The sequence below is a fragment of the Parachitinimonas caeni genome (assembly GCF_030129945.1).
GTDB classification, from domain to species: Bacteria; Pseudomonadota; Gammaproteobacteria; order Burkholderiales; family Chitinimonadaceae; genus Parachitinimonas; species Parachitinimonas caeni.
In genome coordinates, this window is record NZ_JARRAF010000039.1 from 1 (window position 1) to 23,174 (window position 23,174).

General features: G+C 55.2%; 27 protein-coding genes. All 27 read right to left on the bottom strand.

Annotated elements, in window-relative coordinates; all coding sequences use genetic code 11:
* On the bottom strand, positions 1–170 hold a 170-nt coding region (gene rdgC, locus PZA18_RS25485; protein WP_407951202.1), incomplete at its 3' end, for a recombination-associated protein RdgC.
* A gap of 83 nt (positions 171–253) precedes the next feature.
* Positions 254–544 carry a hypothetical protein gene (locus PZA18_RS20690; protein WP_284102783.1) on the bottom strand — a complete coding sequence of 97 codons (291 nt, stop codon included), beginning with the start codon at positions 542–544 and terminating at the stop codon, positions 254–256.
* Between the two features lie 25 nt (positions 545–569).
* Positions 570–794, bottom strand: a complete 225-nt coding sequence (locus tag PZA18_RS20695; protein ID WP_284102784.1) for a hypothetical protein — start codon at positions 792–794, stop codon at positions 570–572.
* The gene (locus tag PZA18_RS20700) at positions 775–1,284 is read right to left on the bottom strand and encodes a hypothetical protein (protein WP_284102785.1); all 510 of its coding nucleotides are present in this window, start codon (positions 1,282–1,284) and stop codon (positions 775–777) included. Before PZA18_RS20700 ends, PZA18_RS20695 begins: the two co-directional genes overlap by 20 nt.
* Positions 1,285–1,346: 62 nt before the next feature.
* Positions 1,347–3,212, bottom strand: coding sequence for a DNA cytosine methyltransferase (locus PZA18_RS20705; protein ID WP_284102786.1), 1,866 nt, complete (start codon positions 3,210–3,212; stop codon positions 1,347–1,349).
* Positions 3,209–4,162, bottom strand: coding sequence for a DUF5131 family protein (locus tag PZA18_RS20710; protein ID WP_284102787.1), 954 nt, complete (start codon positions 4,160–4,162; stop codon positions 3,209–3,211). The genes PZA18_RS20705 and PZA18_RS20710 overlap by 4 nt, the downstream gene beginning before the upstream one ends.
* Positions 4,155–4,535 (bottom strand): nucleoside triphosphate pyrophosphohydrolase family protein, encoded by a 381-nt coding sequence (locus PZA18_RS20715; RefSeq protein ID WP_284102788.1) that lies wholly within the window; start codon positions 4,533–4,535, stop codon positions 4,155–4,157. Before PZA18_RS20715 ends, PZA18_RS20710 begins: the two co-directional genes overlap by 8 nt.
* Positions 4,532–5,116: a hypothetical protein gene (locus PZA18_RS20720; RefSeq protein ID WP_284102789.1), complete on the bottom strand. Its 585-nt coding sequence runs from the start codon at positions 5,114–5,116 to the stop codon at positions 4,532–4,534. Before PZA18_RS20720 ends, PZA18_RS20715 begins: the two co-directional genes overlap by 4 nt.
* Positions 5,113–5,721: a hypothetical protein gene (locus PZA18_RS20725; RefSeq protein WP_284102790.1), complete on the bottom strand. Its 609-nt coding sequence runs from the start codon at positions 5,719–5,721 to the stop codon at positions 5,113–5,115. Before PZA18_RS20725 ends, PZA18_RS20720 begins: the two co-directional genes overlap by 4 nt.
* Positions 5,696–6,112 (bottom strand): hypothetical protein, encoded by a 417-nt coding sequence (locus PZA18_RS20730; RefSeq protein WP_284102791.1) that lies wholly within the window; start codon positions 6,110–6,112, stop codon positions 5,696–5,698. Before PZA18_RS20730 ends, PZA18_RS20725 begins: the two co-directional genes overlap by 26 nt.
* A 160-nt stretch (positions 6,113–6,272) precedes the next feature.
* Complete coding sequence (locus PZA18_RS20735; protein WP_284102792.1) at positions 6,273–6,674, bottom strand: hypothetical protein; 402 nt, start codon at positions 6,672–6,674, stop codon at positions 6,273–6,275.
* Positions 6,671–8,323, bottom strand: a complete 1,653-nt coding sequence (locus PZA18_RS20740; RefSeq protein WP_284102793.1) for a PcfJ domain-containing protein — start codon at positions 8,321–8,323, stop codon at positions 6,671–6,673. The genes PZA18_RS20735 and PZA18_RS20740 overlap by 4 nt, the downstream gene beginning before the upstream one ends.
* 26 nt (positions 8,324–8,349) lie before the next feature.
* Complete coding sequence (locus tag PZA18_RS20745) at positions 8,350–10,320, bottom strand: DEAD/DEAH box helicase (protein WP_284102794.1); 1,971 nt, start codon at positions 10,318–10,320, stop codon at positions 8,350–8,352.
* Positions 10,317–11,048: an EAL domain-containing protein gene (locus PZA18_RS20750; protein ID WP_284102795.1), complete on the bottom strand. Its 732-nt coding sequence runs from the start codon at positions 11,046–11,048 to the stop codon at positions 10,317–10,319. The genes PZA18_RS20745 and PZA18_RS20750 overlap by 4 nt, the downstream gene beginning before the upstream one ends.
* A gap of 9 nt (positions 11,049–11,057) precedes the next feature.
* Positions 11,058–12,143, bottom strand: coding sequence for a hypothetical protein (locus tag PZA18_RS20755; RefSeq protein WP_284102796.1), 1,086 nt, complete (start codon positions 12,141–12,143; stop codon positions 11,058–11,060).
* Between the two features lie 11 nt (positions 12,144–12,154).
* Positions 12,155–12,655: a single-stranded DNA-binding protein gene (locus PZA18_RS20760; protein ID WP_284102797.1), complete on the bottom strand. Its 501-nt coding sequence runs from the start codon at positions 12,653–12,655 to the stop codon at positions 12,155–12,157.
* A 116-nt stretch (positions 12,656–12,771) separates the two neighbouring features.
* A complete protein-coding gene (locus PZA18_RS20765) occupies positions 12,772–13,287 on the bottom strand; it encodes a hypothetical protein (protein WP_284102798.1) in 516 nt (171 codons plus the stop codon).
* Entirely contained in the window at positions 13,284–14,507 is a 1,224-nt protein-coding gene (locus PZA18_RS20770; RefSeq protein ID WP_284102799.1) for a PFL_4669 family integrating conjugative element protein, read from the bottom strand. The genes PZA18_RS20765 and PZA18_RS20770 overlap by 4 nt, the downstream gene beginning before the upstream one ends.
* 124 nt (positions 14,508–14,631) lie before the next feature.
* A complete protein-coding gene (locus tag PZA18_RS20775; RefSeq protein ID WP_284102800.1) occupies positions 14,632–15,192 on the bottom strand; it encodes an STY4526/YPO1902 family pathogenicity island replication protein in 561 nt (186 codons plus the stop codon).
* A gap of 53 nt (positions 15,193–15,245) precedes the next feature.
* Entirely contained in the window at positions 15,246–16,676 is a 1,431-nt protein-coding gene (locus PZA18_RS20780) for a hypothetical protein (protein WP_284102801.1), read from the bottom strand.
* A gap of 141 nt (positions 16,677–16,817) precedes the next feature.
* Complete coding sequence (locus tag PZA18_RS20785; protein WP_284102802.1) at positions 16,818–17,582, bottom strand: class I SAM-dependent methyltransferase; 765 nt, start codon at positions 17,580–17,582, stop codon at positions 16,818–16,820.
* Positions 17,575–18,291, bottom strand: a complete 717-nt coding sequence (locus tag PZA18_RS20790) for a hypothetical protein (RefSeq protein ID WP_284102803.1) — start codon at positions 18,289–18,291, stop codon at positions 17,575–17,577. The genes PZA18_RS20785 and PZA18_RS20790 overlap by 8 nt, the downstream gene beginning before the upstream one ends.
* Positions 18,278–20,056 carry a hybrid sensor histidine kinase/response regulator gene (locus PZA18_RS20795; RefSeq protein ID WP_284102804.1) on the bottom strand — a complete coding sequence of 593 codons (1,779 nt, stop codon included), beginning with the start codon at positions 20,054–20,056 and terminating at the stop codon, positions 18,278–18,280. The genes PZA18_RS20790 and PZA18_RS20795 overlap by 14 nt, the downstream gene beginning before the upstream one ends.
* Positions 20,053–20,553 (bottom strand): molybdopterin-dependent oxidoreductase, encoded by a 501-nt coding sequence (locus PZA18_RS20800; protein ID WP_284102805.1) that lies wholly within the window; start codon positions 20,551–20,553, stop codon positions 20,053–20,055. The genes PZA18_RS20795 and PZA18_RS20800 overlap by 4 nt, the downstream gene beginning before the upstream one ends.
* A 194-nt stretch (positions 20,554–20,747) precedes the next feature.
* Entirely contained in the window at positions 20,748–21,446 is a 699-nt protein-coding gene (locus tag PZA18_RS20805; protein ID WP_284102806.1) for a helix-turn-helix transcriptional regulator, read from the bottom strand.
* Between the two features lie 8 nt (positions 21,447–21,454).
* Positions 21,455–22,144, bottom strand: coding sequence for a helix-turn-helix transcriptional regulator (locus PZA18_RS20810; RefSeq protein ID WP_284102807.1), 690 nt, complete (start codon positions 22,142–22,144; stop codon positions 21,455–21,457).
* Between the two features lie 5 nt (positions 22,145–22,149).
* The gene (locus PZA18_RS20815) at positions 22,150–23,127 is read right to left on the bottom strand and encodes a hypothetical protein (RefSeq protein ID WP_284102808.1); all 978 of its coding nucleotides are present in this window, start codon (positions 23,125–23,127) and stop codon (positions 22,150–22,152) included.
* Between the last annotated feature and the right edge of the window lie 47 nt (positions 23,128–23,174).

Below are 23,174 nucleotides of genomic sequence, written 5' to 3' on the forward strand. Positions count from 1 at the left end.
GCCAGCAAATCGGGGGCATGCGGCGCCGGGGCGGTCCAGCCTTCCGAAACCAGATCAGACTTGCCAATCGGCACGAATGCCTGCTTGGCCATCGCGGCATTGAGCTTGTCCAGATCCAGCTCAAGGGGTTCTGTCAGGCGGTAGGGCTGTGCATTGGTGAACCAGGTCATGCGCTTATCCTCGTCAGTGTCATTTTCAGAATGCAACTGCACCAAATGTCAGAAGTCGGCTACACCTCCAGTATCAAGTCCACTCATCTGGTGCAGTTGCATTCTGAAAATGACATCGGCACCACGAACGAAACTTTTGCCCGTCCGCACTCCTCAATAAATTTTCTTCTGCCGGTCGCATCAAAGTAGGTGACGCCTCGGCAAAAGACCTCAAAGATCTCAACTTCATCAAATACACGGTATTTCGACAAAGCGACGTCCCCGCCAACAAAGCAGATGACGTTCTGCTTGGCTGCAAGCTCGGCAAGTAAGGCGTAATCTTGGCTGATCGGGTAGCCGGTTAATTTACGGAGGGATAAGTCAGATAGTGCCATTGGTTTGCCCCAATGCAATTTTCTCTTAACGCAGAACCAATTTATACAAATTGCTTTTCTCGCCGACTATCTCAATGGCCCCATCCTTTCTGAGTTGCCGCACAACCCTTGCTACTGACAACGCCGCACCTTGCGCCCCTAAAAATTCCCTGTCTGGGCGGACTTCGTAGCCGATTGCAGACAGGGGTAAGCCGTTCGGAAAGCGCATCAGCACGGCAATGATCCGTTGTTTAACTTCTTCCTGCCTCAATGCTTTTCCCTTCCATGCGGTCTAGCCGCTCAATCTCTGCAACAATCAGCGCCGCAGCTTTGACCAGCTCGCGCCGGCGGTCGCCTAGCGCAAGCCTCCAGCCTTTCGGCAATAGCCTCTCGGTTATTGTCTCTTCGTACTGCCCAGTCGCGATGTCTCGAAATCGCTCAGGCATCGCATAGAGCGCGGCCAGAACCGCTATCTCGCCGTTTGTGTGCCTGTCATCGTTCTCCGCGTCGTAGCCCATTAACTCTATTTGCAGGGACCGGTCAATCTGGATATCAAGCAACACATCTCTAGCTCCTTCAGCTTTTGCTGCGTTGCGCTCAAGCAATCGAATCAATGTATTTGCTGCGGCATTCGGGCGAATTTTCCCATGTGCCCCATGTATCACGGCTATGTGAAATCTCATTTGTTCCCGCCACCAATCTGCCGACCCCGGCACTCTTGCGCTGTCACTCCACATCGGCAGGTCTTCGTCTTGCTCCATTTAAGCCACTCCTTTTTGCATCAAATCAAAATCATTGAGTGCATCGGTTTTTGGGCTGTTGGTCATGCCGCAGCTCGCTCTCTCTGTTTCAGCTCGCGATGAGTCCACGCAGCAAGGTCCATGCAGTTAGCGCGGATCAATGCCATTGCAGGGGGTGGGCTGACGCTGTTGCCGCACATATGGACCTGCTGCGAGATCGTGAACTTACGGCCGTCGTGACCGGTAGTGATGCGGTAACCAATGGGGAATCCCTGACCACGATACAACTCGGCCGGCGCCAGCATGCGCAGCGTGATATCCACGATCACATACGGCATGCCTTTGATGGTGACAGTCACCAGCGCCAGGCGATCCTTAGTAGTGATGGTTGCCATGGGTTCACGTAGATCGCCCCATTGACCGCCTTCGCCGTAGTAGCGCATCAAAAATGCGGCAACACTTTCGGCGCCAGCTTGATGTTCCGGTGATAAGGTGCATTCGACCAGACCAATTCGGTTTTCGGTGGTAATGGTCGCCAGTGGATCATTCGCATCGCGAGCACGGTTAGATTCGTCGGTGTAGTAGCTGGTCATGAACGCTGTGACCAGTTGTTGCTGGCTACCAGTATTAGTGATCGTGCTGAATGGCCGGCGGGTGTCATGCCCTGGAGTTTCATTGAATCCGCCATTCATTTGGGCTAAGAACGCCGTGGCCAATGCCTGACCGCCTCCGCTGGCGGTGATGGTGCCCATCGGCTTCTGAATGTCGTTGTGCCCATGGCTCCAGCGCTGAGCACCGGGGCTGCCCTCGCCGTGGCCAGCTTGGATCAGGATCGGGCTGGCTAACGCTATCTCGCCACGGTTGGCACTAGTGATGGTGCGGATTGGCTCGGCAATGTCAAAGACACGATCGCAACCTTGGTGGGTCAGCGGCACCAAAGATGGTGCAGCCATCGCTAAATGCCCACCTTTCGGGTATGCCGTAACGGTCCGCATTGGTTCGCGGATATCATGCGTCGGCTCGCTGCCGTTGAAGTGAGCAATTGGCACGATGAATGGGTCGCCGCACTCTAGTACGTACCGTTTCAATCCCTTTGCAATACGGCGTAGAGTAGCGTCAGCTAATGGTTTCTGGCGGTCGAAAATACTCTTGCTGGCTATCGACCAGTCGATACACTCGGCTGCCGAGCGCCATTGTTTTTGCCCTCTTGTGGGGTTTTTAAAGTGCGTGGGCTGCGGCCAGGTGATGGGCTTGCCATCGCGGCGAGCGACCATGAATAACCTCTCGCGGGTGGTCGGGGCACCGTAGTCGGCAGCACAGAGTGTGCGCCACTCAACCCTATACCCCTTGATCTGCAGCAGCTTGATGAAACGGTTCCAGGTGCGGCCGGCATGAGCCGGATCCGGAACTAGAAACTGTTGTTGCACTGGGACGCGCTCACCCGGCTCAGCTACTCGATTGATTGTTTTGCCAGTTGTCGGGCATTGAATTCGGTCAAGCGTGACTACGCGACCAGTAGCTGGATCGCGCTTAGCAATCAAGGGCCCCCACTTGAGGATCTGTGTGACGTTTTCGAGCGTCATCACGTCAGGTGCCACTTGTCCCGCCCAGCGGTAACCGACCCACGACAATGCCCGGCGCTTCTTGTTGCGCGGTTGACCGCCAGCAGCCTGGCTGTGGTGAGTGCAGTCGGGGGATAGGTGCAGCAGGCCAACGGGGCGGCCTTGCGTTACATCGTACGGGCAGACCTCAAAAACGTCGGCGATGTAGTGCTCAGTCTGCGGATGATTGGCCCGATGCATCGACAGTGCATTGTCATCGTGGTTGACGGCGATGTCTGGCGAGCGTCCCAATGCCCATTCAATCGCAGTGCTCATGCCGCCACCGCCGGCGAACAGATCAACGATCAGCTTAGGATGCAAGTCAAGTTGGAATTGATCACGGATCACTTTGAGGTACTCCAGGTCGGGTATTGGTCGTATGTGACACCCTGCAACGCTCTACCCGACAGATTGCGACCAACTTTTTGCATGTACACATCATCGCCATCATCAGCGTTGCCAAGCTGTTGGCCATCATTTCCAGCGAATGTGAGTCGGATGCACGGCCAGCGTGTCGCGTCTGGATCAATGTCTGCCGCAGCCTGGCCACACGTAAGCGTGTGGTAGCAGGCTGATCGCGGAGACCAACTCCCCCATTGCTTGAAAAAAAACGGGATTCGTTCTTTAGCGCATTGATCTCGCAGGCCCTTTACCCAGTCGGGATGCATGGGCCGAGCATTCGGGCCGGACTCCCCCCCCACTACCACCCATTTCAAGGCGCTTTCATCCAAGGGGCTGAGGTACGGGGTTATGTCCACAGGCCCTAGAAGTGGTTCAGCGCTTACCCAAGGCATAAAGGCCGGGGTTTTCAGCAAGAGCGGGATGCGCTCGTCAGCGGTTTCTTGATCTTCGATACTCACCCCCAGCCAGACATTCGGCAGAGTGACGCCATGGCCAGAACGCAGCGTTGCCCCATTTCGTTTCCAGCGCTGCAGTAGCGCTAGCATCCGTTGAGGTCGTTTGGTGAGGACCTGGAATTGATGCTGGCGCGCAGTTGCCATGGTGGTAAACACCGCTTGTACGAAACTCTCCGGCACGTCGTCATGAAACAGGTCACTCATGCTGTTGACAAAAATGCGACGCGGCTTCTTCCAATGGTATGGCTGATCCAGGCGCTCACGATGACATTGCACCTGCTCGAAGTCGCGGCCGGTATAGATGGTATTGGGCATGGCAGACAGACGTGGCCATGTCTGATGTTTGGCGTAGCAATTTTTGCAGCCCGATGAGACTTTTGTGCAGCCCGTTACGGGGTTCCAAGTCGCATCGGTCCATTGGATGCCTGTATGGTCAGCCATTTCGCCCTCCTGCTACATCCAATGCACTGGCATCTTGCTTGTGCTGATTAGCCTGCGTGTAGCTGTACTCATGCAGGCTGACGGCCAATCGCAATGCCATAGCGGCCGTCTGTATTGCCTCTGCGTACACTTCTTGATGGCTTGTCTTTGCGGGCTCATAAGTAAGCTGGAGCATGGCTTTTGTCAGCTCGCCGAATTCTTCGCCAAGTATTGCCAGAGCATGCAAAGGGTCAGTTGGCCAAGTCGGGTGCTTTGTCATTGCCTGTTTCAACTCGACTAAGACTTCAACAGACAGAGCAAAAAACCCTTTTGGATTTCCTTCGTGGTCAAGGTTAGGCAGCTCTGCTGCAGACAGCTTTTTTGTCTCGCTCATTGCTCGGCCCCCTTTTGTGCAGCCAGCGCAACATCCTCGGCCGAAAATGTCCTCTCTTCGGTGTCCACAACCGCCCAAAACGATACCTTGATGTTTTTGTCCAGCCAGTTGCTGATGAGGGACTTCAACTCAGCCTTTTCTGCCGCCGAAAAATCCGGAAAATCCTCGGCAGACTCCCCCGCATCATCGTATGCGGCGTCTTCCATGTTGCTGATCAGGTCATCCATCGCGAAATATTCGGACGCTGTTTTCTGGATGCGCTGGCCTTGGTAGTAAGTGGTTCCTGCGATGCCTTCCGAGTCACAGTTCTCAAGCGCGTCTTGCACCAGCTCAGCAAAATCGGTGTAACAGTAGTTCTCGCCATCGAGGCTGTAGCAAAGATTGCAATCCGCTTGCGCAGGTTCAATGACTGCACTGACGCAGCCTGTTTTGCCCTCCAGCTGCTGTTCCAATTCTCGGATTCTATTGTTCAGATGGTTAAGCCCCTCAACGAGAGGCCTGTTTTGCTCAAGATTTTCTGTGCTGATGCCAACGCAGGCTTTCACGCAAGCCGCGATGCGTCGTTCGTTCTCTGATGTCATTGCCTGGCTCCCTTGAAGTCTTCGCCCACGATGTTTTTTGCCTGAACATCCACCCGCGATGAAGCGCTGAATGCAATGTGATCGGTCAGCAGCCGCTTGATGCCTGCGTCAAGCACAGCCTTCGTTTCCTCTGGCAAATCAAAGCACCCGCTGTAGCAATCGCCAAACACATCACTGACAGCTGCACGTAAATTCTCCAGCAAGGCATCAATGTCGAAAAACGCGGACGCCCGCTTCTCAACCAGCTCTGCAACCCAATATCGGCGTCCGATCAGCTCTTCATTGCTGCTCGTGGTTTGGGCGTAAGCAATCATCGCGTCAAGGCTGTTAAAGGTGATGCCATGCTCGTCCCACTTGCCGTCACATGACCAGACCCAGCGCCTCTGGGGCTGCCCGATAACCTCTTCGAGGTATTCAACTTCCCATGTTGGATGGCAGGAGCGCACAAGATCAGGCCAGTGATGGTCGAATCGCACGCCGATGCGATGCCCTTGCGCTTCGCAGATTGTCCCCAGCTTGCCATTGATGATGACGCGCCGGCCGAATTCAGCAGGGACGCCATACGATTTGCGGATGTAGTCAAATGCGTTGTCGTGAGTATTCATTTGTCTCTCTCTGTCTGGTCACGCCGCATAGGCCAATTCGGCGAGCCGTGCCGGCAGGCCAATTCCGCATCGGGAAACGCTGGCCGGCATGCGGCCCGGAGCGATAGCGTAGAAACCATGAGCCTTCCCCGATTTCGTCTTGCAGCTGGCAAATAGCCTCAAATTGCGCAGGGAAATCTTCGCGGATCGCCCGCCAGTAGCCTTCGCCACCCCTCACGCAGCCAATGCAGTTTGCGTTGTCATACCCCAGCCGATACATCATCGGCAGTTCACTCCCTGCGCGCTCCAGCATGGCTTTACAGTCTGCCTTGCAGAGTCCGGCCTCAATCAGCGGCGCTACAACGGGGCGGTCAGGGTTCCGCTCGTGGAAGTCTTCAAGCCGATCTAACACGCAAGAGGTCAATGTCCGGCCACTTTGTCATTGATCAGCTAGCAGACGCTGCTCTGCAGAGAGATATGCTTTCCAGCCAGTGTTCTACGGCCTGTTCCATCCCCCTCTCCATCAGAAAGCACTGCCATGTGGCAAACAATACCCCATTTAAATGGGGCTATCAAGCAGCGATCGCTACGCTCTTAACACTTTCAACAAATACCCCACGCCGCAGATGAATCGGCGTCAGAAAGTCCACGCATAGGCTGGCATCCAGTTGTTCCGCAATTTTTTCGCGAACCATGGCAATCTGCCCTTCGGAGAGCTTGCCAAACGACTCTGCCACAGCCCCAGCCTCATCCACCGCACTCCTCCGCAACTGATCCAACAATTCACTGACCACCAAAAAGTCGCTCGGCCGCCGCTTGACCCAGACCCCCTGCAAATAGGTTTTCCCCGCCACCTGATCCGGTCCATACACCCGCATAGCTTCCGCAAACAGCTCGTCAAAACCGCCAAAGAACCGTTCGCCATCCAGGCTGAAACACACTGAGCCTTCCTTCACTTCAACACCCTTTCTCAAACAACCTTATCCAATTGCCTCACGGCCTCCAGTAACGCTATTCCCGCCTCTTCAGCTTCTAGTGATACCGGCTCGTTGTAATAACTGGTGTGCTCATCCAGATGCCAGCATCCTTGCTGCTTCACCAAACCAAGGGTTGATCGACTTCCCGCCGGGCCTTCTACTGCAAACACCAGATACCTTCCTTCAAAGCACGCCTCATCAAAGTTACCGACACAGTGATGAAGCAGGTCCCCTTCCTCCCACAGCGCTGCCGAAGAGGTTAGCGGCCGAAACAAAAAATCCCGCTGACAGGTTTCACCGAGTGGTGATACCCATTGCAAGTTCTGGATCTCCGTCCTCTGGCGCGTTTGACGTTCATGCCAAGCAGCACTTCGCCGACGCAGCGAACCCCAGCTAGCCTGCTTCGCTGGCTGGCCTTGTTCCAACCCCTCAAAACACAGCCAGTCGACCACTTCAAGAAAACTATTCGACAGTGCCCAACAGTTCAGCTCACGCCGCAGAACCTGATACCCCGCTGAGACCCAACGCTCTGCACAGTACTGAGCCAAGGCACGAATTAGGCGTTGAATGGCGATGGACTGCCCTAGTCGGACGAAGCTATGGTGATGCTTAATCAGAAAGCACCAGAACACCGCAGGTACTCGGGCCTGGACCTGGCAGCGCACAATCATGTCGAGAATGTTGGTGTCCATGCCTTGGTAGCACCAACAATTCACCACCGTAAATCGCGCCCGGCACAGCCAGCGGAAAGACGCTGCTGACTCAAATCCGCTGAAATTTGGATAGCGTGATTGAACCCAGCGGATTCCTTCCTGTCCCGGTCCCCAGAGGTGTCGGGCAAACAGGTCCTCCCGCTGCCAGTGCGCGGTAGGCACTATCAAGAGCCAGGGCAGCAGATTGCGCCGCTCACGCGCCACCCGCAGCACGGCCTCCCGATGCAAAGCCAGCTTCAGGTAGAACCACAAGTCAACCTGATTGGGCCTCAAGGCCACAGCAACGGATGCCAGCTCCCGCTCCAGCACGTTCTGAAACAATGCGGCACGCAAAGCTCTGGCAGCTCGTTCCATCGATGCGCGATCCAGAAAGCCTGGCCGCTCGGAACAACCGATATAGTGCGTCACCAGTTTTTCCAGTACCCATTCAACTTTCCTGACTTTGAGTGGCGGGTCCGCACGCTGATAACCAGTGGCTTTGGCTACTGCATGGACCATCTGTCTAATCAGGACCATCCACCAGTTCAGCCCACGGGTATTCCGGATTGGCAACAGGGGCACAGCCGGCACCGACTTCAGTGATACCGTGGCGCGCCAGCGCCCGGTGTGAAGATTGCGCTTGGCAAAGCGCACCCGTCCGTCAGCCAGTCTGTCGATCCGCCAAAAGTTGCAGATGATTACTCGCTTGCCGCCAGCGGGAAGCGACACCACCTGCACGATCCGTAGCATTTGGAAAGTGACAATGAAATGTTTGGTCTGGCGATACAGGGCATGCAATGCCTCGTCACCGAAAGCGGGTGACTTTTTTGGCGTGGATCGACGCTCTCCTTGGCGACGCCGATAGATTGATCCAGGCGCAGGCAGGTTGACACTGGCTGTTCCCGCATTCGCGGAATCCACAGTATTCCCCCCATCTTCTTTGCCTCTCGACATTGGATAGCTCCTCATCAGTCCAGGCATCACTCCGCCAAGGCGGCCTCCAACACCCCCAACAGCACTTTCTCTGGTTCAATCACCTCCGAGGCAACCGTCTTTTTGTGCAGCAGCAACTCCCACAACTGCTGATCAATCGTCCCGGCCAGCAGCGGGATCTGCACAATCACCAAACGCAGCTGCCCCAATCGGAATGCCCGGTCTTCCGCCTGTTCCAGTAATCCAGGTGTCCACGGCAGACTGGCAAAACAGACATAATTCGCAGCCGTCAACGTGATACCGGTCCCTGCCGCCATCGTCGTGCCGACGAACACCCGTACCGCAGGATCCTGCTGAAAGCGATCGATGGCCGCCTGCCGTTGCCGGGTTGAGTCCTCGCCAGTCAAGCTGACACACTCGATCCCCAGCTGCTCGCAATGCGCGACCACCTCCCGCACGGACTGTTTGAACTCGCAGAACACGATCAACTTGTCATCGGCACCGAGCAATCCGATCCGCTCCCGCACCCACGGCAGCTTCTCCTGCTCCAGCCACTGCCGCAGCGTGCCCATCCGCTGAAAGCCGATCAGTGCCGGGTCGCGCAGAATTTCCTCGTATTCGGTGGTTTGGGTATCGTTCAGAGGCAAAGTCAGCAACTGCCGCTGCTTGCCCTGCAACTCCCGCAGCACCTCATCCTTGGATCGCCGCAACATCCAGTCACCGAGCTGCGCATGCAGCGACTGCCGGAACTCACTGCTGCCCGCAAATTGACTGACAAACTGCCCCTGTGGCATCTGCCCCAAGGCATGTCCGGACAGACGCAACAAGGTGTGCAACTCCGCCTCCCGGTTCATGATCGGCGTCCCCGTCAACAACATCCGGTGCGGGATCTGCGCTGCCACCTCGAAAGTCAGTCGCGTCTTGGCCGCTGACGGCTCCTTCAGCACATGCGCCTCATCGACGATCAGCACCGCCACCTTGGCCAGCGCCGATTTCAACTTGTGCAGCTGCTCGTAGTTGCACACCAGCCAGCGGGCCTCGAACTCAGCCCGTTGGATCCCAATCCTTGCCTGCGGATCCACCGCCAGAATCTCGTTCCGCCAGTTCAACACCAGCGAGGCCGGGCAGGCGATCAACACCTGCTGATCTGGCTCCGCCACCAGATCCGCCGCCACCACCGCCTGCCGGGTCTTGCCCAAACCCATGTCATCCGCCAGCAACGCCCCGGTCTGGCGAATCAGATGCTTCACCCCAAGCTGTTGATGGGTTCGCAGCGAATACCGTTGCAATAGCTGCTCGACCGCCGCCCAATCCCAGGCCTTTGGCGCACACGCATCGGTCGCAGCCAGATAGACCTGGCCGACCTTGTCGTCCTGCAAGCCGTCAGCCGCCCCACTCGCCGACTCACTGCCGGCCGGCGGCGGGGCACCCTGCAGCGTAATGGCCGCGTCACCATTCCCCCCGGATCCAGCCCCTTCCGCTGCCAGCCCATACAGCACGTCGGCAATCCGCACTTGCGACACATCCAGCCGCAGCGATTCAACCAGGTTGTGGCGGACATAAGCGGGGGACGACCGTTGCAAGCGCCAGGCCTTCATCGCTGGCAAATACGTGCCATGCATCGCCTTGGCCACCGCTACCACACCCGGGTGGAAAGGTGCTGCCTGCAACAACACCGCTCCACCCTCCAGCGGCGCCAGCGAGATCTGCAAACCCTCGGCAAAACACGACGGATCCGGCCGACTACGTGCCGCCAGCAACATTTCCGACAAGACAGTGCGGTCGACCCTCACCCCGCAGGCCTCACATACCGGCGCCAGCTCCGCCAACAAGCCCTCCAGCCGGGTGTCCACTACCAGAGCTGACAGCCGCCACCAACCCTTGAACCGGCCTTGTCGCAAATACCACCCACGGTAATCTGGCCGAGTCAGCACGACCGACGCGCCCGGCATGTAGGGCAGGCGCAAGCCAAAATCCCACCCGTCAAACACCACCGATCGCAGCAAAGGCTGACTCACAACATCACCAGAGCCTGACTGGCCAGATCAGACGCCCGGTTGCCTTCGACCTCGCCAACAAGCGGCGCAGGCGTACCAAAAAGGTAACCCTGCCCGAATCGAATTCCCGCATCCCGCAATACCGGCAACATCGCAACATCATCCACATGCTCCACGATGACTCGGCCTTGCCATGGCTGAACCAGCTCCAGCAAACGCGTGAATTCCGCCCCACACTGCTGCGTCATTGCCCGTTGCACCAAGCAACCATCTGTTTTCAGGTAGTCAGGTTTTAACTGCCGAACCAAACTCTCCGTAAACCAGCCCCTGCCAAAATCATCCAGGGCGAAACGGCAGCCGTAGTCAAAAATCACTTCACGAAAGCGCGAAATCAGTCGCAGATCCTTGGGCGGCAAAGACTCGGTCAACTCCCACACCAGCCGAGGCGCCACCAGACGATGCTGGTCCAGCAACACCACTACCGAATGGAAAGCGTGTTCCACCGTCCAGGGCGAAACATTGATTGCCACCCCGAAGTCGTGAAACGCCGTCTCCTGCAACACCCGCTCCACCATGGCCAGGTCGAGGTGATCGATAAATCTCGCCTCCTCAGCCAACCGGATCAAACCGACATGGGCATCCCCATCCAGCTGCCCACTGATCCTGGCCAACGCTTCGTAGTGCAAGACATGGCTGGAGTCCTCCAGATCCACAACCGGCTGGTACACCGGTTGCAACAGCTGCAACATACGACCTCCCTAGCGGACGACCGCCGCTTCCCGTTCCGACGAGTCCGACAGCGAACGAGGCCCCAAACTGCGCAGGGTCTTGATCACCAGCTCTCGATTCACCTCATCCAGAGACCAGGTCAGCAGATCCGGCAACCGGCCCGACTCAGCTGCCAAATGACGCACCAAACGGTCACCGTCAGAATCCTTCGGGCATAGGCTCACTACCGCGACAATATCCGGTCGCCGCATCAAGCCTGACAACATCGCCGCATGCTGTTGCGCCTTCTCCGCCAGCGACGTCGAAAACCACCCGAATCGAGCACTTTTCCCGACTTCCGGCAAAGCGGCGAATACACTGCTGACCAGCAATAACTCGCCTTGCCACCAACCCGAATCATTTTGCGCAAAGCAGCGATCCAGACTGTTTGTTAAGGCTCGCGCAGAGGTCGTTTGCTCAGTCAGCAGCAACAAGCGTCGCCTCTGCAAAGGCATCTGGGCGCCCTCCACCTTTTGCAATTCCGCGTCTGGAAAGGGCAGTCCAAAGAGCCGTTCGGCTGCACAATCGGCACTTGGGTGCAAAGCCAGCACGCGGTCCAGGTCCAGACTTGTCAAGGCTTTCAGCGTCCGCTCTGCCTTGCACAACCACTCCAAATAACTACGGAGCTTTTTGCGGAGCGGAGCAAGCAGCTCACGCTTATTGGCGTAGGACAAGACTTCGCAGGCCAGCGCATGGACCATCCATCCGACGCAGCAATCAAACTCATGCAAGAGATCGACCAATACGGCTGCATGCTGGCTGGCGAATCGAATTTCGATGGTGTATCGCGGCTGCGGCAATGCGGCATCAGCGGGCAACATATCTGCCACCCCCTTGGCATAACCTCGACACTCACGTACCAAACAATCCGTCACGCGACGAAACTGACCCAGCAACCAAGGCACTAGTACATGACCTTGCGACTCCATCGAACTGAGTTGCTCCACCGCAGACGCCACGCGCCGGACTCCGGCCAGCGGATGCTCCCCACCTTTTGCCTTACGGCCATTGAACAATTGCAGAGCATCTTCGGTGTGCAGGCGTAAGGATTGCACGACGGGTGACGACATTTTCATCACGCTGCCCCTCACTGCGGAATGTCGCCGTTGTCGTCGTCAAACCCTTGATAAGCGGGCGGGTAATCTAGTGGTACAGGTTCGGATCCAGACGCGCTACTGGCATGGGCACGTCTTTGCGGTGGCTGAGCTGAGGTGCTAACGACAGGTGCCTGACCCTCTCGCGGCACTCGCGTAATGGACTTGATACGGCGTAGCTTCAAGGCGATCTGGTTCGCACGTAGGGACAGCGAACGACGTTCAACACCCTCATTGTCGGTGTAGACAGACCCCTGCAATTCTCCGAAAGCTACGATTTCATCGCCTTTTGTGAGCAGACTGGCGATGTGATTGGCATCCTCCGTCCACCAGGCAATATCGAGAAAAAACCCCTTGTCAGTCTGTACAAACTCCCCATTCTCAAGCTTGCGCCATTTATTCTCAGCGATGCTGAGTTTGAGCAGCGTTTGATCGTTGTGATACATCACTTCAGGCGCCTTGGTCAGGCGGCCTTCGATTCTGACTTCATTCATTTCACGCTCCTGTTCGGTCAACACAAAACAGGGCAATTGCTTCAGAGCTCATCCTGAACGGGATTGCTTCTGCAATCTCTCGTCATCCGCCGTTGGCGGTCCTACCTGTATAACGCCTACTGCCCGATTCGTCTGGGACGCAAGGCATGCTGCCTGACCGCCACCAACCCACGTCCGCGCTGCCGCAGAAACTCGGCCTCAGTCCGAATCGCCAACACAATCCGCTGCCAGGACTGCAGCTCTTCCAATCGACTGCGTAGCGCCTTCAGCCGTTCCGACAGGGTTAATGACAACAGCGGGTAGCCCAGCACTGTTGACCAGTCCACGTACTGATTGGCGGCTTGGCGGCGCCAGCGAAACTTGAAAGCGTGGCTTCGTTCTCTTGGCGCGGTCACGTACAGCAGAAAAGGCGTCTCAACCTGCAGCACAGGCCGGACTTCAGCCACCAGCCACTTCGCCCGCTCCAACAAGGCATCGTAGGCTTGTAAACAGACCTCAACCGCCCGTCTGGCCCCTCCCTTACCCTTAAGGGCCTTTGGTATCTCCGTTAGGTGTATTGCAAATTCCGCACTCGACACCACCCCCGGCACCTCATCCAACCACCCCTGCGGCAGCCCAACATCGGCCCTCATTCCACCAGCTCCGCTTCGTTCAAAGGATCCAGATCTGCCGCAATCGTCACCTGCTCCAGCGAGACCAATTCAGACTGCAACTGCTGCACGGCCACGGGTGTAGCTGGCGCCACCTGCATCAACTCCAACGGAATAACTGTTGCACTGCTCTGCATCACCGAGGCCAGCTGATCCAATTCGACTTGCGACAACACACTGCGGCGTTGATGCGCGCTGGGCAGTGTGGCGTAGAGCATGACTGGTGCAGGCACTTTCTCGATATGCTTGAGCTTGGCTACTGCTGCCGAGACCAACGCGACCCTTTGTTGCGCGGCCGCGTCGGCGCCAGGCAGCCAGTCCTTCCGTGACAAGGCACGTGTTGCCTCAATTCGGTTCAACAGCAGCGACCAGGTGTGCACCTGATCAAATAAAGCGCGGATCTTTTTTCGGAACGAGAGTCGCAAACTCGCGTCCTGGTCCCACGGCTGCAAGCCACGGTTGCGCAGGGTGAGGCTGTAGCGAATCAGGCGATCAAACGTTGCCAACAAAAAAATCATCTTGTAGGCGTACGGCGACGCGAAATCTAGCGGGTAATAGCCTGGCCTGGAGGACTGTTGTACGGCTAATTTCATCCCATACTGTTCGGTGCTTTTAAGGCATTGATCGCACCATTCGATCTGGCTTTGCAAGTGCTTAAGAATGTCGTCTGCTACCCGCTCGAATTCGAGCAGCGCGCAATCCGCATACGGGTTATCTGCAACTGACAACAGAGTGAGGATCTTGAGATCCGCCGCAACTCGGCGCCCACCAATGATTTGAGACAGTCGCTCCCCTTGCACATGCGATGCCATGCGTCCCAAAAAAAGTGCAGCCGCCTCCCGCGTGTGGAGCTCGATCTGGTCCTGGCCATCAGTCACCAAGCGGCCAATGCTTTGCACCTTGGTCTGACCAGACTGCACCGGCTTTTCAACCGTCACGGGTCGTTCAGGCAGACCAGGCTGGCTATTCGCCACGGCAAGAGATCGCGACTCAAACTCTGACCACCGTACAAAGTACGGATCGTCCGGCGGGGGGCCATCCCCCTCCAGCACACCCGCCAAGCGCAAGGTCTCACGCTCGGCTTCAAGATCGTAGCCATCTGCAAATTGGCGCAGCTCTTTCGAATGCGCTGCGCCGATTTGCGAGGCTGATCGCCATTCTTTGCGCCACGCAACGGGTGACGCTTTTACACCTTCTGTCATATACACCTCCAACACCATACAGGCCAATTGGTGGCCAAACCCCTGTCCCATCCATGAGACAGCACAAAGCGGAGAGTGACAAATTGCTATATATAGATAAATGCAAAAATAGTGCCAGGTCTTTCTATATCAGCTTACTATCATTCAACACATCAAAAATCTGCTGCAATTGCAGATTGGGGAACCGGTCTCTCACGGACAGAATCAGGCTACGTCTGGGTGTGTCCGGGCTGCATTTAGCCAGCCTCAGAATCTCATCAATCTGCTCTTGCGTGGCTTGTGATCGTCGCCCCGCCTGTGGCCGCACACCATAGTGCTGGCGCGCTTGACGATAGGCGTCGCGAGACCACCGGAACAACTTGTGCATCACCATCCAGTTCACGCCATCGGTCACGAACTGCTCCACCTCTCGTTGATAAAGATGCTGCTGCTGCAGTTGATCACGGCAGAATCTTAGCGAGGGCAAACTGATCTGCACCTGGATCTGTAAGTCGGGCATATCAGCAAGGTCTGTGAGCTCGCCCAGAGTGATTTTCGATAGCAGATCCAGCACCTCAGCAGGGGCGCCATTACCCAACCATCCCGCCACATCACCCTTTGCCATTCCCTGCGCCAGATCCGCCAACACCAGCTGCCGCAGGCTGCGCGAACAATCGACACTGAGCACTTCGCTGGACGTAACCATCCCTGCACAATCCTGCATGTTCATTTCTCCGATAGGGACTGGATGGATAGGGATTAGGCGCTGGATGATCGAAGCTTGCGCACGATCTTCAGCATCATTTCGCCCGTTCGATCACGGGGATTCAGGATGCGCGCAAAGATGTCTGAATAGGAGTCGGCAAATGCTTGTCGCATCTGGTGCATTCGACCACCTGACCGCTGGATGCCCGACCATCGACTCGTTGGCGGCGCCTCAATGATTTTTTCATCACTGAGCTGCCCACAGGCATAGGCGAGCAGTAGCCATTCAGGGCGAGGTGCGCCCTCGCCCTCAGCCGGCTCCATAAAATAGCCCAGAGGTGACGCATCATGTGCCAACACGCACCCCTGCAGATTGGCCTGTTCGGCCAGCTTGCGACAGTCATCAATCAACCCTGGACGGCCGTTGCTCGAGCCGTCCAGAGTTGTTACTTCAGCCTCCGGTTGACTGGACAGACCCTCCGCCACGGCGGTCATATCCAGTTCGGACAACATCGGCGTGACGGCAGAGACGATCTCAGCCTCTCCCGCCACCAAAGACGCGCTTTCGGCTTGCGCTGTCGCAATCGCCTGGGGCTGGGCATAACCACATTGCATCAAATCCACAACCCGACGCATCTGAGACAATGACAGTCCGAATTCTGACTGCACAACCTCTGTAAACGCAGACTCAAACGTTGCAAAATCGACAGTCAAACGTTGCGCATAATCTGACTCCAGCGCCACCATAGCTTGTTGCAGCAGGGCCATCGCTCGCGACGCTGACTTTTCGCACAATCGCTCCAGCATCCCGTACATTGGCTGTATGTCGCGCACCACACTCTGCGGAATGGCATACGCCACATCCCCCAACTGCCCCAACACTTTGACCGCAAACAAGTCCCGACCCAAGGTGGTTCGGCTTCGCTGCACCCCTCGCGCCGACAATTCGTCTTCGAGTCGCCGCAACGAAATCTCCTGCAGATCCAATTGTCGCTGGATCTGCCGCCGCGCCTTATCAATTGCCAGCGCCTCCTCGAAGTACGACAGATCTTCGCGGGCACTGTTTTCGACCAAGTGATCCAGCAATACCTGCGTCTCACCCTGCCATTCGCTCACCCAAAAGGTAGCATGGCGATAAATTGGATTACCCGACGCCCGCCATAACTCCTGTTGCACTGCGAGACGGGTGTTCCCGCCGGCGATAAGCGTGTAGCGGCCTGTCTTGGGATTGATGGCGACGAGAGGAGGCGACATCATCGGAGGCAAACCCTGTGCCGCTCGACTCTGCATCGACAGTCGAATCGTCGCTGTCTGGCTATTTCCACGCAGGCGAGGATTTTCAGAAAAATAGTCGACGTCATCGACGCACAGCTCGATTGGGCTGACGGGCTTTACTGCAGGCTTGTCAGCATAGCGCCCCCATCGCATGTTGCGGGCGATTTCGACAAATGTTCGGGTGAGCGGTATTCGGGCAAATGCGGGCATGATTCACTCCTAATCTCAGGAGGGCTCTCGGCCCCCGTCATACTTAATCAGTTTTATTGATTTAAAGTATGACGGGGCAGCTAAAAACCTCAATCATTACCGTAATGATTGACAAATCCGCAGATTTAATATTTATGTTATTTAACGCTTAAACAGATAACTCATGCCATGAAAGTCAGACAGCTTGAAACCTTGATTCCATATGGCATTCATGACACTTGCGGCCTTTTTCTCACCAATGGTTCTAGGGTGAATTTCGACAAGTAATGTCCGAACGGATAATGGAAGCTCGACTTCTAAGAGGAAAATTTCGCCGCCTTCGATATCGCAAATAGCGAAATCAAGTCCTTCAAAAGCTTGATGTGGTGAAATTGCAACAACCTGAATTTGATATCGGGGGCGGTGCTGGCAATCACTGGCACTCGCCCAAAACTCGTCGGACACCGTAAATGGCACAATTGACGACTCAAAAATGCCGACCGCACCATGGCGAATATCGAAAATCACTTGGTTGCGATGCGCTGTGTCCCGAAGTCGAGGCAGCATTTTCGGGTTTGCTTCGATAACGCGCACCGGCAATCCGCTAATCTTGGCAGACAACGCGGCTGTTACTCCTATACCTGCGCCAATCACTCCTACAATTTGGCCTGGCTGCATATACTTGCGCAGCAAATCCATGTCGCCGTGCTCATAAGCGTCACAGATCAAGGCATAAACTATCCAAGGATCTATTTCACGATCAATTTCGATCCTTATGCCTTCGACTTCCAACTCAAATGGATCAACACTGGCTAATTCGGCAAGTAACGGGAGTTCAGCCGCCGTAGGAGACGGAAATACTGGCTTCAGATCCCACCGATCTCGAATGCGCGATCGCTTGCCCAGGCAACGGACTCGTTCAAGCAACGACTGAGTGTCGTTGATGGCACTCCAGTTGTGTGTAGATCCGGGCGAGTTGTCCAATTTCCGAGCGAGTCGGCTTACGCCCATAAGGGACTCCCAGCATGTTCTGAATATTAAGCGTATGGTTGTTGACGGTAGGTATCGACTTTTCACTCCGTGTAGCGAGCCCCTTGCCGTCATCCCCTTCAGCGAAGGCCACAAACACCTCTAGCTGCGCTTCTGATAGCAGCTTGATTTGCTGTAGGATGGGATGAATGTACAACAGATCAGCAAGAATACCGGTATAAATAGCCAGATGTCTGGGCACTGATGCATCAAATTCGTCAAAACGTCGGAAAGTTCGGCAAAACGCCACCATGATATTCATACCAGACCGACAATCGCTATAGACGAGCATGTCAGCTAAACCTTCAACCGGTGTTTGAAATCGTGCCACACCTTTACGGTAGGCGTTTCCTGCCAATTGGCGCAACGCGGCAGCCCAGTCCGTTCGATTTTCGACTAAAGGTCCAAAACTGGATGAGCAGAAATGCAACGACGATGCGGCATCACTTGGGCCTGGACTGAACACCAACATGCCATCTATCAATTTATCTTGCCGCAGCGTTTCGCCGATCTTCGCACACATCGCGTAAGGGCTATCGTGTACTCTGACACCAGCAATTCCCAGCATCGTAATTGCCCAATCGCCAACGAGCTCACGCATAGACATGATTGCTCTCCTCGCCTTTGGCTTTTGCACTCAGTGCTTGATGTATACGTCTTTGGAGATCAACCTCATTGATGGGCTTGACCAAGAAGTCATCCATCCCGGCGGCAAGTCCCTGACTCTCCCAGTCTGGATTGTCCGCAGCAGTTAGTCCTATGATCAGGGTGCGCGCCTCCGGCCCAGGCAGCGCGCGAATGGCCGCAGTCGCAGTGAGACCATCCATACCTTCCATGTGTACATCCATCAGTACGACGTCGATCCCACCTTGCCTGACGCGATCGACCGCCTCTATACCCGTGCTCGCTTCGTACCATTGAATTTGCCGCCACGCGCTGAGCAAGGACCGCACAACCATACGATTCATGCTCATATCATCCACAATCAACATGCCGATCCGGCTCTGGTCTGGCACTACCCGCGCAATAGCGGGTGCCGGCAAGCGAATGGACACTTTTGTCCCTACATCTATCTCACCTGCTAGCTTGATTTCCCCCCCCATGACTTCAACCAGTTGCTTGGTAATTTCCAATCCCAAACCCGTACCACGTTGCGCCCCTCCTGCGCTGAATCGCGAGAAGGCACTACGCATCTGTTCGTGAGTCATACCGCAGCCGGTATCAAGCACCGTCATTTGCAGCTCGTCTCCTTCATAAGCGAGGGTGACTGTGACATGGCCACGCCTGGTGAATTTGATCGCGTTACTGATCACATTAATCAGAATCTGACGCAGCTTTGTCCGGTCTGCCTCGACTAATGCCGGCAAGTCATCGCGCAAATCCAGATACAGGTTGAGTCCCTTCTCGGATGCCAGGATTTCCAGTTCATCCTTTAGAGATTCGGCAAGGTGGGCGGGCGAAAATGCCGTATTGTGGCAGACGAGTTTGCCAGCTTCGCTCTGAGCCAAGGTCAGTAAATCGTTGATCAAGGCAAGCAACTCCTGTGCACTTGCCACGATCACTGCCGTCGCCTCCTGAGCGGATTTTGATGCAGAGCGGTCTGACAGCAGGTTTTGTCCCAATCCCAGAATTGCATTGAGGGGACTGCGCAATTCATGACTCATATTGGCCAGGAATCTCGTTTTGGTCTGCGCTGCAGACTCCGCGCGCTGTCGGGCTTGCTCCAAGTCGTTCGACCGGAGGGTGTCACGTCGGATAACCCACCATACGGTCAATACAAATATGGCCATAATGCAGGCTTGAGCGTGGGTCATCCAACGATTCATCTGGCTATAGTGCCGGACCATATCTTTACGTGCCGATATCGCCGCACCTGTCGCACGATTTACGGCCAAGCTTTGATCAGTGAGCACTGGCTCCAGAGCCGCCAACCTGTGTATCAATTGCCTACGCCGTGCATCATCGGGCGTCGCATCTTTAATCCAGCCGTCCGTCCACGACACCAATACATCCAAGTCAGCGAATAACTGTTGCTGTTGCGCTGCCTCTCCTTGGGCGACCAAGACCAAGGAGTCTCGACCATCACGCAAGATCAAATATCGCGACACGAAAAGTTCCCACTGTGTCGCCAATAAACTGGCTGGTACACCCTCAAGCAGACTGCGTCGCAGACGCTCGAATTCAACGCTTAATTGGTAATAAGTCCAAGGCGCATTGTCGGCACTGGGATTGGACTGTTCCGACATCACTGTCTCTTGGTCGTTTTGGACCTTGCCAATACCCAGATAGAGCAACACGAGCGCGGAAATTAACGCAATAAGCAAAACACCGTGGCTTGAAATTTTCGGCAGCGCACGCCCACGCGTCATCATGGCAACACCCGTACCTGGACGACTTGCCAAATCGACTTTTGCCTAATTGGTTCGATGGCGGTGGATATCGGTGTGCGCTCTGCAAACGGATACATCAGCCAAAGGGGGCCACGCTGTCTGATCGACAAAAGTTTCCCGTTCTGTCGACGGGCCAGGATGACTGGCATATCAGCGAAGTCACTGGACGGAATGGTCACTTTGTAGCGATTGAGCGCTACGAACTCAACGTGCTTGCCTCTGGCTCCGACAGCGTCCAACACAGACAACATGGTGGGGCCGGAAAATTGCTGTTTGCCCGCAAGCCAGACTGGTATGTCAACAGTCAGGCTTTGTTGTGGCAAGGCTCCGAGGCGCGCTTCGTCGAAGCGCGCACACGGGGCCGGCTCACATCCAGGATCCGCCTTATCGATTTGTCCCGTCACGATCAGAAAAGCAGAATCAACTGCAATAGCCTGTCCTGCAATGAGCACTGCAATAGCAAGTGTAAACCCCCGCATCCGCTACTCCCCCCTTTTTTTCCAAGTCATTCCATGACGATTTATCGACCTTGTCCGGACAGGCTCATGCTAGCTCGCCCAACCAAGGTCGCTTTGGTCATAATTTTTGATTTAAATTGGGGGATTCAGCAAGCCAAACTTTATTCCATCGATCAAAACTGAGCGATATGCGTCATTTGTTCAACAAACGGAAGTCAACACATTGAAGATTTAAGAAGAAGTGCTGCTGCACCCTGGACGGAAGAGACACCGGCCCGCTCCCGAAGCTGGGAGGCCAGCAGCACGGTTTGCCGACGCGACAGTCCACATATCTCACCCGCTTGCTCCTCAGTGCAACCATCTGACACCCTGTATAGCAATTCTTTTTCAGTAGGGCTGAGGGATGAAACGAAGATCTGCAAATCGAGCAATGGCGTCACCAACGCACCCAAACAGTGTGTGAGTGTTGCGCCTAAAATGATGGTATCGATCAGCTCAGTATTCATCGGCAAGCTGTCGCCACGAATCATCCCAAATAGAAGCCCCCCTCTGGAATGGCTTCTAGACAAAGGGAAATCAATCCCTGACATCAAACCGAACTGTTTGAAATACTCCCAGAGGTGCATCTTGCCCGCAGCGGCGTAAAGGGAATCATCCCATGTTATGGGGACGTTAGAACGCTGGGTGGCGATTGCCTGAACCAAAGGATCAGAAGCCATAATTTCCGGTGAAACTACACCGGTCCAGCCCGTGGGAAAGTGATGAGTCGTAAAGGAAGGGATGCCATCAGACCGATGACCATAGGCGAGGCAGAAGTAATCGTGATTACGCTGACGCACGAATGCCAAGATGAGGCGTCGCAGATCGTCCAGTCTTTGGGCCGAAATCAAATCTGCAATCAAATTCCGCCGCATTGCTCTCGTCACTTCTGCGTTCGCCCATAAAGCGTCGCAGCCGCCATAGGGGTCTGGACACTATCCCCTGCGAGACGGCAAATCGTAGTAAAACGCTGCTTCACAGCCCGTATAGTCAAAGCGGTCTCATCTGCAATGTCCTCGATACTCAAGCCATCAAGACAGTATTGCAGCAATCGTCTTTGCACAGGACTCAACCGATCTGCAAATAGTTCAGCCTGAATAATATCCATGGCGACAGCAGAGAGGCAGTGCGCAAAGGTCGCGGCTTTGGCCAATTTCTCTGCCATTTCGAATCGCTTGGGCAACTCACCATCTCGGATCAAGCTCAAGACAAATCGGTTGGTGCTCGATGTAGAAATCGGTATATCAAAACCCGATCGCATCCCGTGTTCCGCAAAAAGATCCCAGATATCAAGCGTATCCGTCAGCGCAAACAAGGGCCTTGACCAAGCAATGGGTGGAGGACGACTCTGCCGCAATAACCGAAAAATCGGATCACGATGCCTGATCTCATCGGTAGCAATAGCCAACCATGAGTCAGGAAGATTGTGCAGGACGCAGCTCGGAACATCGCTGTCGGAAGTTCCGACAGCGACCACAAAATTGTCAAACTCCAGTCGCGAGCAAAAGTTGGCGGCTAGAGCGGACACCTCATTGGAGGATCGCGCTTGCGCGACCTCCAGAATCATGTTCATTCAGCTTAGGTTGGGAGATTAATTACCGGCGGCACCGTTGGGTTCGGCCCGCAGGGCATGACCGGCGGGGTGCCCGTGTCGGATATGCCTGCAGATACTGATTCAAGCTCTTGATCGGTCAATGTCCTTGGTTCTTGACTTTTCTCGTGATACATAGTTCTCGTCCTATCGGTTTGGTAATGCAACATCGCGTGTAAAACAGTAGAAATTTTATCGGCCGATGGCGGTAGCAACCAAAAGTTAGTCATGGCAACGTATTGCATGTCTCTCGGTAAATTCGCGTGGTAGGAGTCCACAAAAATTATCGGTACATCGGAACCTACCTTGACACGACAGCGGCTGGCCGGTAGATCCGAATCCTCGAACGGAGATCCCGGTAGTATGATCGCAATGACGGTCTCAACATTGATCGCATCAAGCAGTTCTCCAGTCGTATCAAATATTTCCATTGGCATAGATTCAATTTGATCCATCCAGCGCCCACAATCCACCGCGTAGACTGTTCCGGCCATTGATAGTGGCAAGTGGCCAATCAATTCTGCATGTGCCAAGCGACGCACGGCACCTGGTAAAGCCACCCGTAAAGGAGCAATCACAAGTCCTTCAATACCCAGATCAAACGCTACCAATTCGTCTGGCGCAATTGGCACCTCTTTCGTAAGCCATGCGACACAGGGGTAAGCCCTTCCGTATTGCATCATGGTACCGTTACGACGCTCACATCCCGCTAGCTTGGGCTGCAACAGGTTGCTGGTTGATACGTCCCAAGTCTGCGCAATCAACTCCAGCAGCGACAGATCTACCGGAGCCTTGCCGGTATACACGCGCTTGAGCGTAGCATCCGACACCGCATTGGTAGGTAGTTTTGCACGCAACAATGACACTGCCGTAGCAGGCCCGAAAAGTTTCCCTTGTGCTTGGCAGTCCATCCAATGGATCAATGATTTTTGGGCCTCCGGCATCACTGATTTCGTAGCAGGCATTGCAGCAGACCTCCCAAATTTCTGAACGATTCTACTGTTCTGATGAT

Excerpts from the sequence above, each read along its gene's own strand:
- PZA18_RS20690 (WP_284102783.1), bottom strand. The coding sequence starts at position 544 with ATGGCACTATCTGACTTATCCCTCCGTAAATTAACCGGCTACCCGATC.
- PZA18_RS20700 (WP_284102785.1), bottom strand. The coding sequence starts at position 1,284 with ATGGAGCAAGACGAAGACCTGCCGATGTGGAGTGACAGCGCAAGAGTG.
- PZA18_RS20710 (WP_284102787.1), bottom strand. The coding sequence starts at position 4,162 with ATGGCTGACCATACAGGCATCCAATGGACCGATGCGACTTGGAACCCC.
- PZA18_RS20715 (WP_284102788.1), bottom strand. The coding sequence starts at position 4,535 with ATGAGCGAGACAAAAAAGCTGTCTGCAGCAGAGCTGCCTAACCTTGAC.
- PZA18_RS20720 (WP_284102789.1), bottom strand. The coding sequence starts at position 5,116 with ATGACATCAGAGAACGAACGACGCATCGCGGCTTGCGTGAAAGCCTGC.
- PZA18_RS20725 (WP_284102790.1), bottom strand. The coding sequence starts at position 5,721 with ATGAATACTCACGACAACGCATTTGACTACATCCGCAAATCGTATGGC.
- PZA18_RS20740 (WP_284102793.1), bottom strand. The coding sequence starts at position 8,323 with ATGTCGAGAGGCAAAGAAGATGGGGGGAATACTGTGGATTCCGCGAAT.
- PZA18_RS20750 (WP_284102795.1), bottom strand. The coding sequence starts at position 11,048 with ATGTTGCAGCTGTTGCAACCGGTGTACCAGCCGGTTGTGGATCTGGAG.
- PZA18_RS20755 (WP_284102796.1), bottom strand. The coding sequence starts at position 12,143 with ATGAAAATGTCGTCACCCGTCGTGCAATCCTTACGCCTGCACACCGAA.
- PZA18_RS20760 (WP_284102797.1), bottom strand. The coding sequence starts at position 12,655 with ATGAATGAAGTCAGAATCGAAGGCCGCCTGACCAAGGCGCCTGAAGTG.
- PZA18_RS20765 (WP_284102798.1), bottom strand. The coding sequence starts at position 13,287 with ATGAGGGCCGATGTTGGGCTGCCGCAGGGGTGGTTGGATGAGGTGCCG.
- PZA18_RS20770 (WP_284102799.1), bottom strand. The coding sequence starts at position 14,507 with ATGACAGAAGGTGTAAAAGCGTCACCCGTTGCGTGGCGCAAAGAATGG.
- PZA18_RS20775 (WP_284102800.1), bottom strand. The coding sequence starts at position 15,192 with ATGGTTACGTCCAGCGAAGTGCTCAGTGTCGATTGTTCGCGCAGCCTG.
- PZA18_RS20780 (WP_284102801.1), bottom strand. The coding sequence starts at position 16,676 with ATGCCCGCATTTGCCCGAATACCGCTCACCCGAACATTTGTCGAAATC.
- PZA18_RS20790 (WP_284102803.1), bottom strand. The coding sequence starts at position 18,291 with ATGTCTATGCGTGAGCTCGTTGGCGATTGGGCAATTACGATGCTGGGA.
- PZA18_RS20795 (WP_284102804.1), bottom strand. The coding sequence starts at position 20,056 with ATGATGACGCGTGGGCGTGCGCTGCCGAAAATTTCAAGCCACGGTGTT.
- PZA18_RS20800 (WP_284102805.1), bottom strand. The coding sequence starts at position 20,553 with ATGCGGGGGTTTACACTTGCTATTGCAGTGCTCATTGCAGGACAGGCT.
- PZA18_RS20805 (WP_284102806.1), bottom strand. The coding sequence starts at position 21,446 with ATGCGGCGGAATTTGATTGCAGATTTGATTTCGGCCCAAAGACTGGAC.
- PZA18_RS20810 (WP_284102807.1), bottom strand. The coding sequence starts at position 22,144 with ATGAACATGATTCTGGAGGTCGCGCAAGCGCGATCCTCCAATGAGGTG.
- PZA18_RS20815 (WP_284102808.1), bottom strand. The coding sequence starts at position 23,127 with ATGCCTGCTACGAAATCAGTGATGCCGGAGGCCCAAAAATCATTGATC.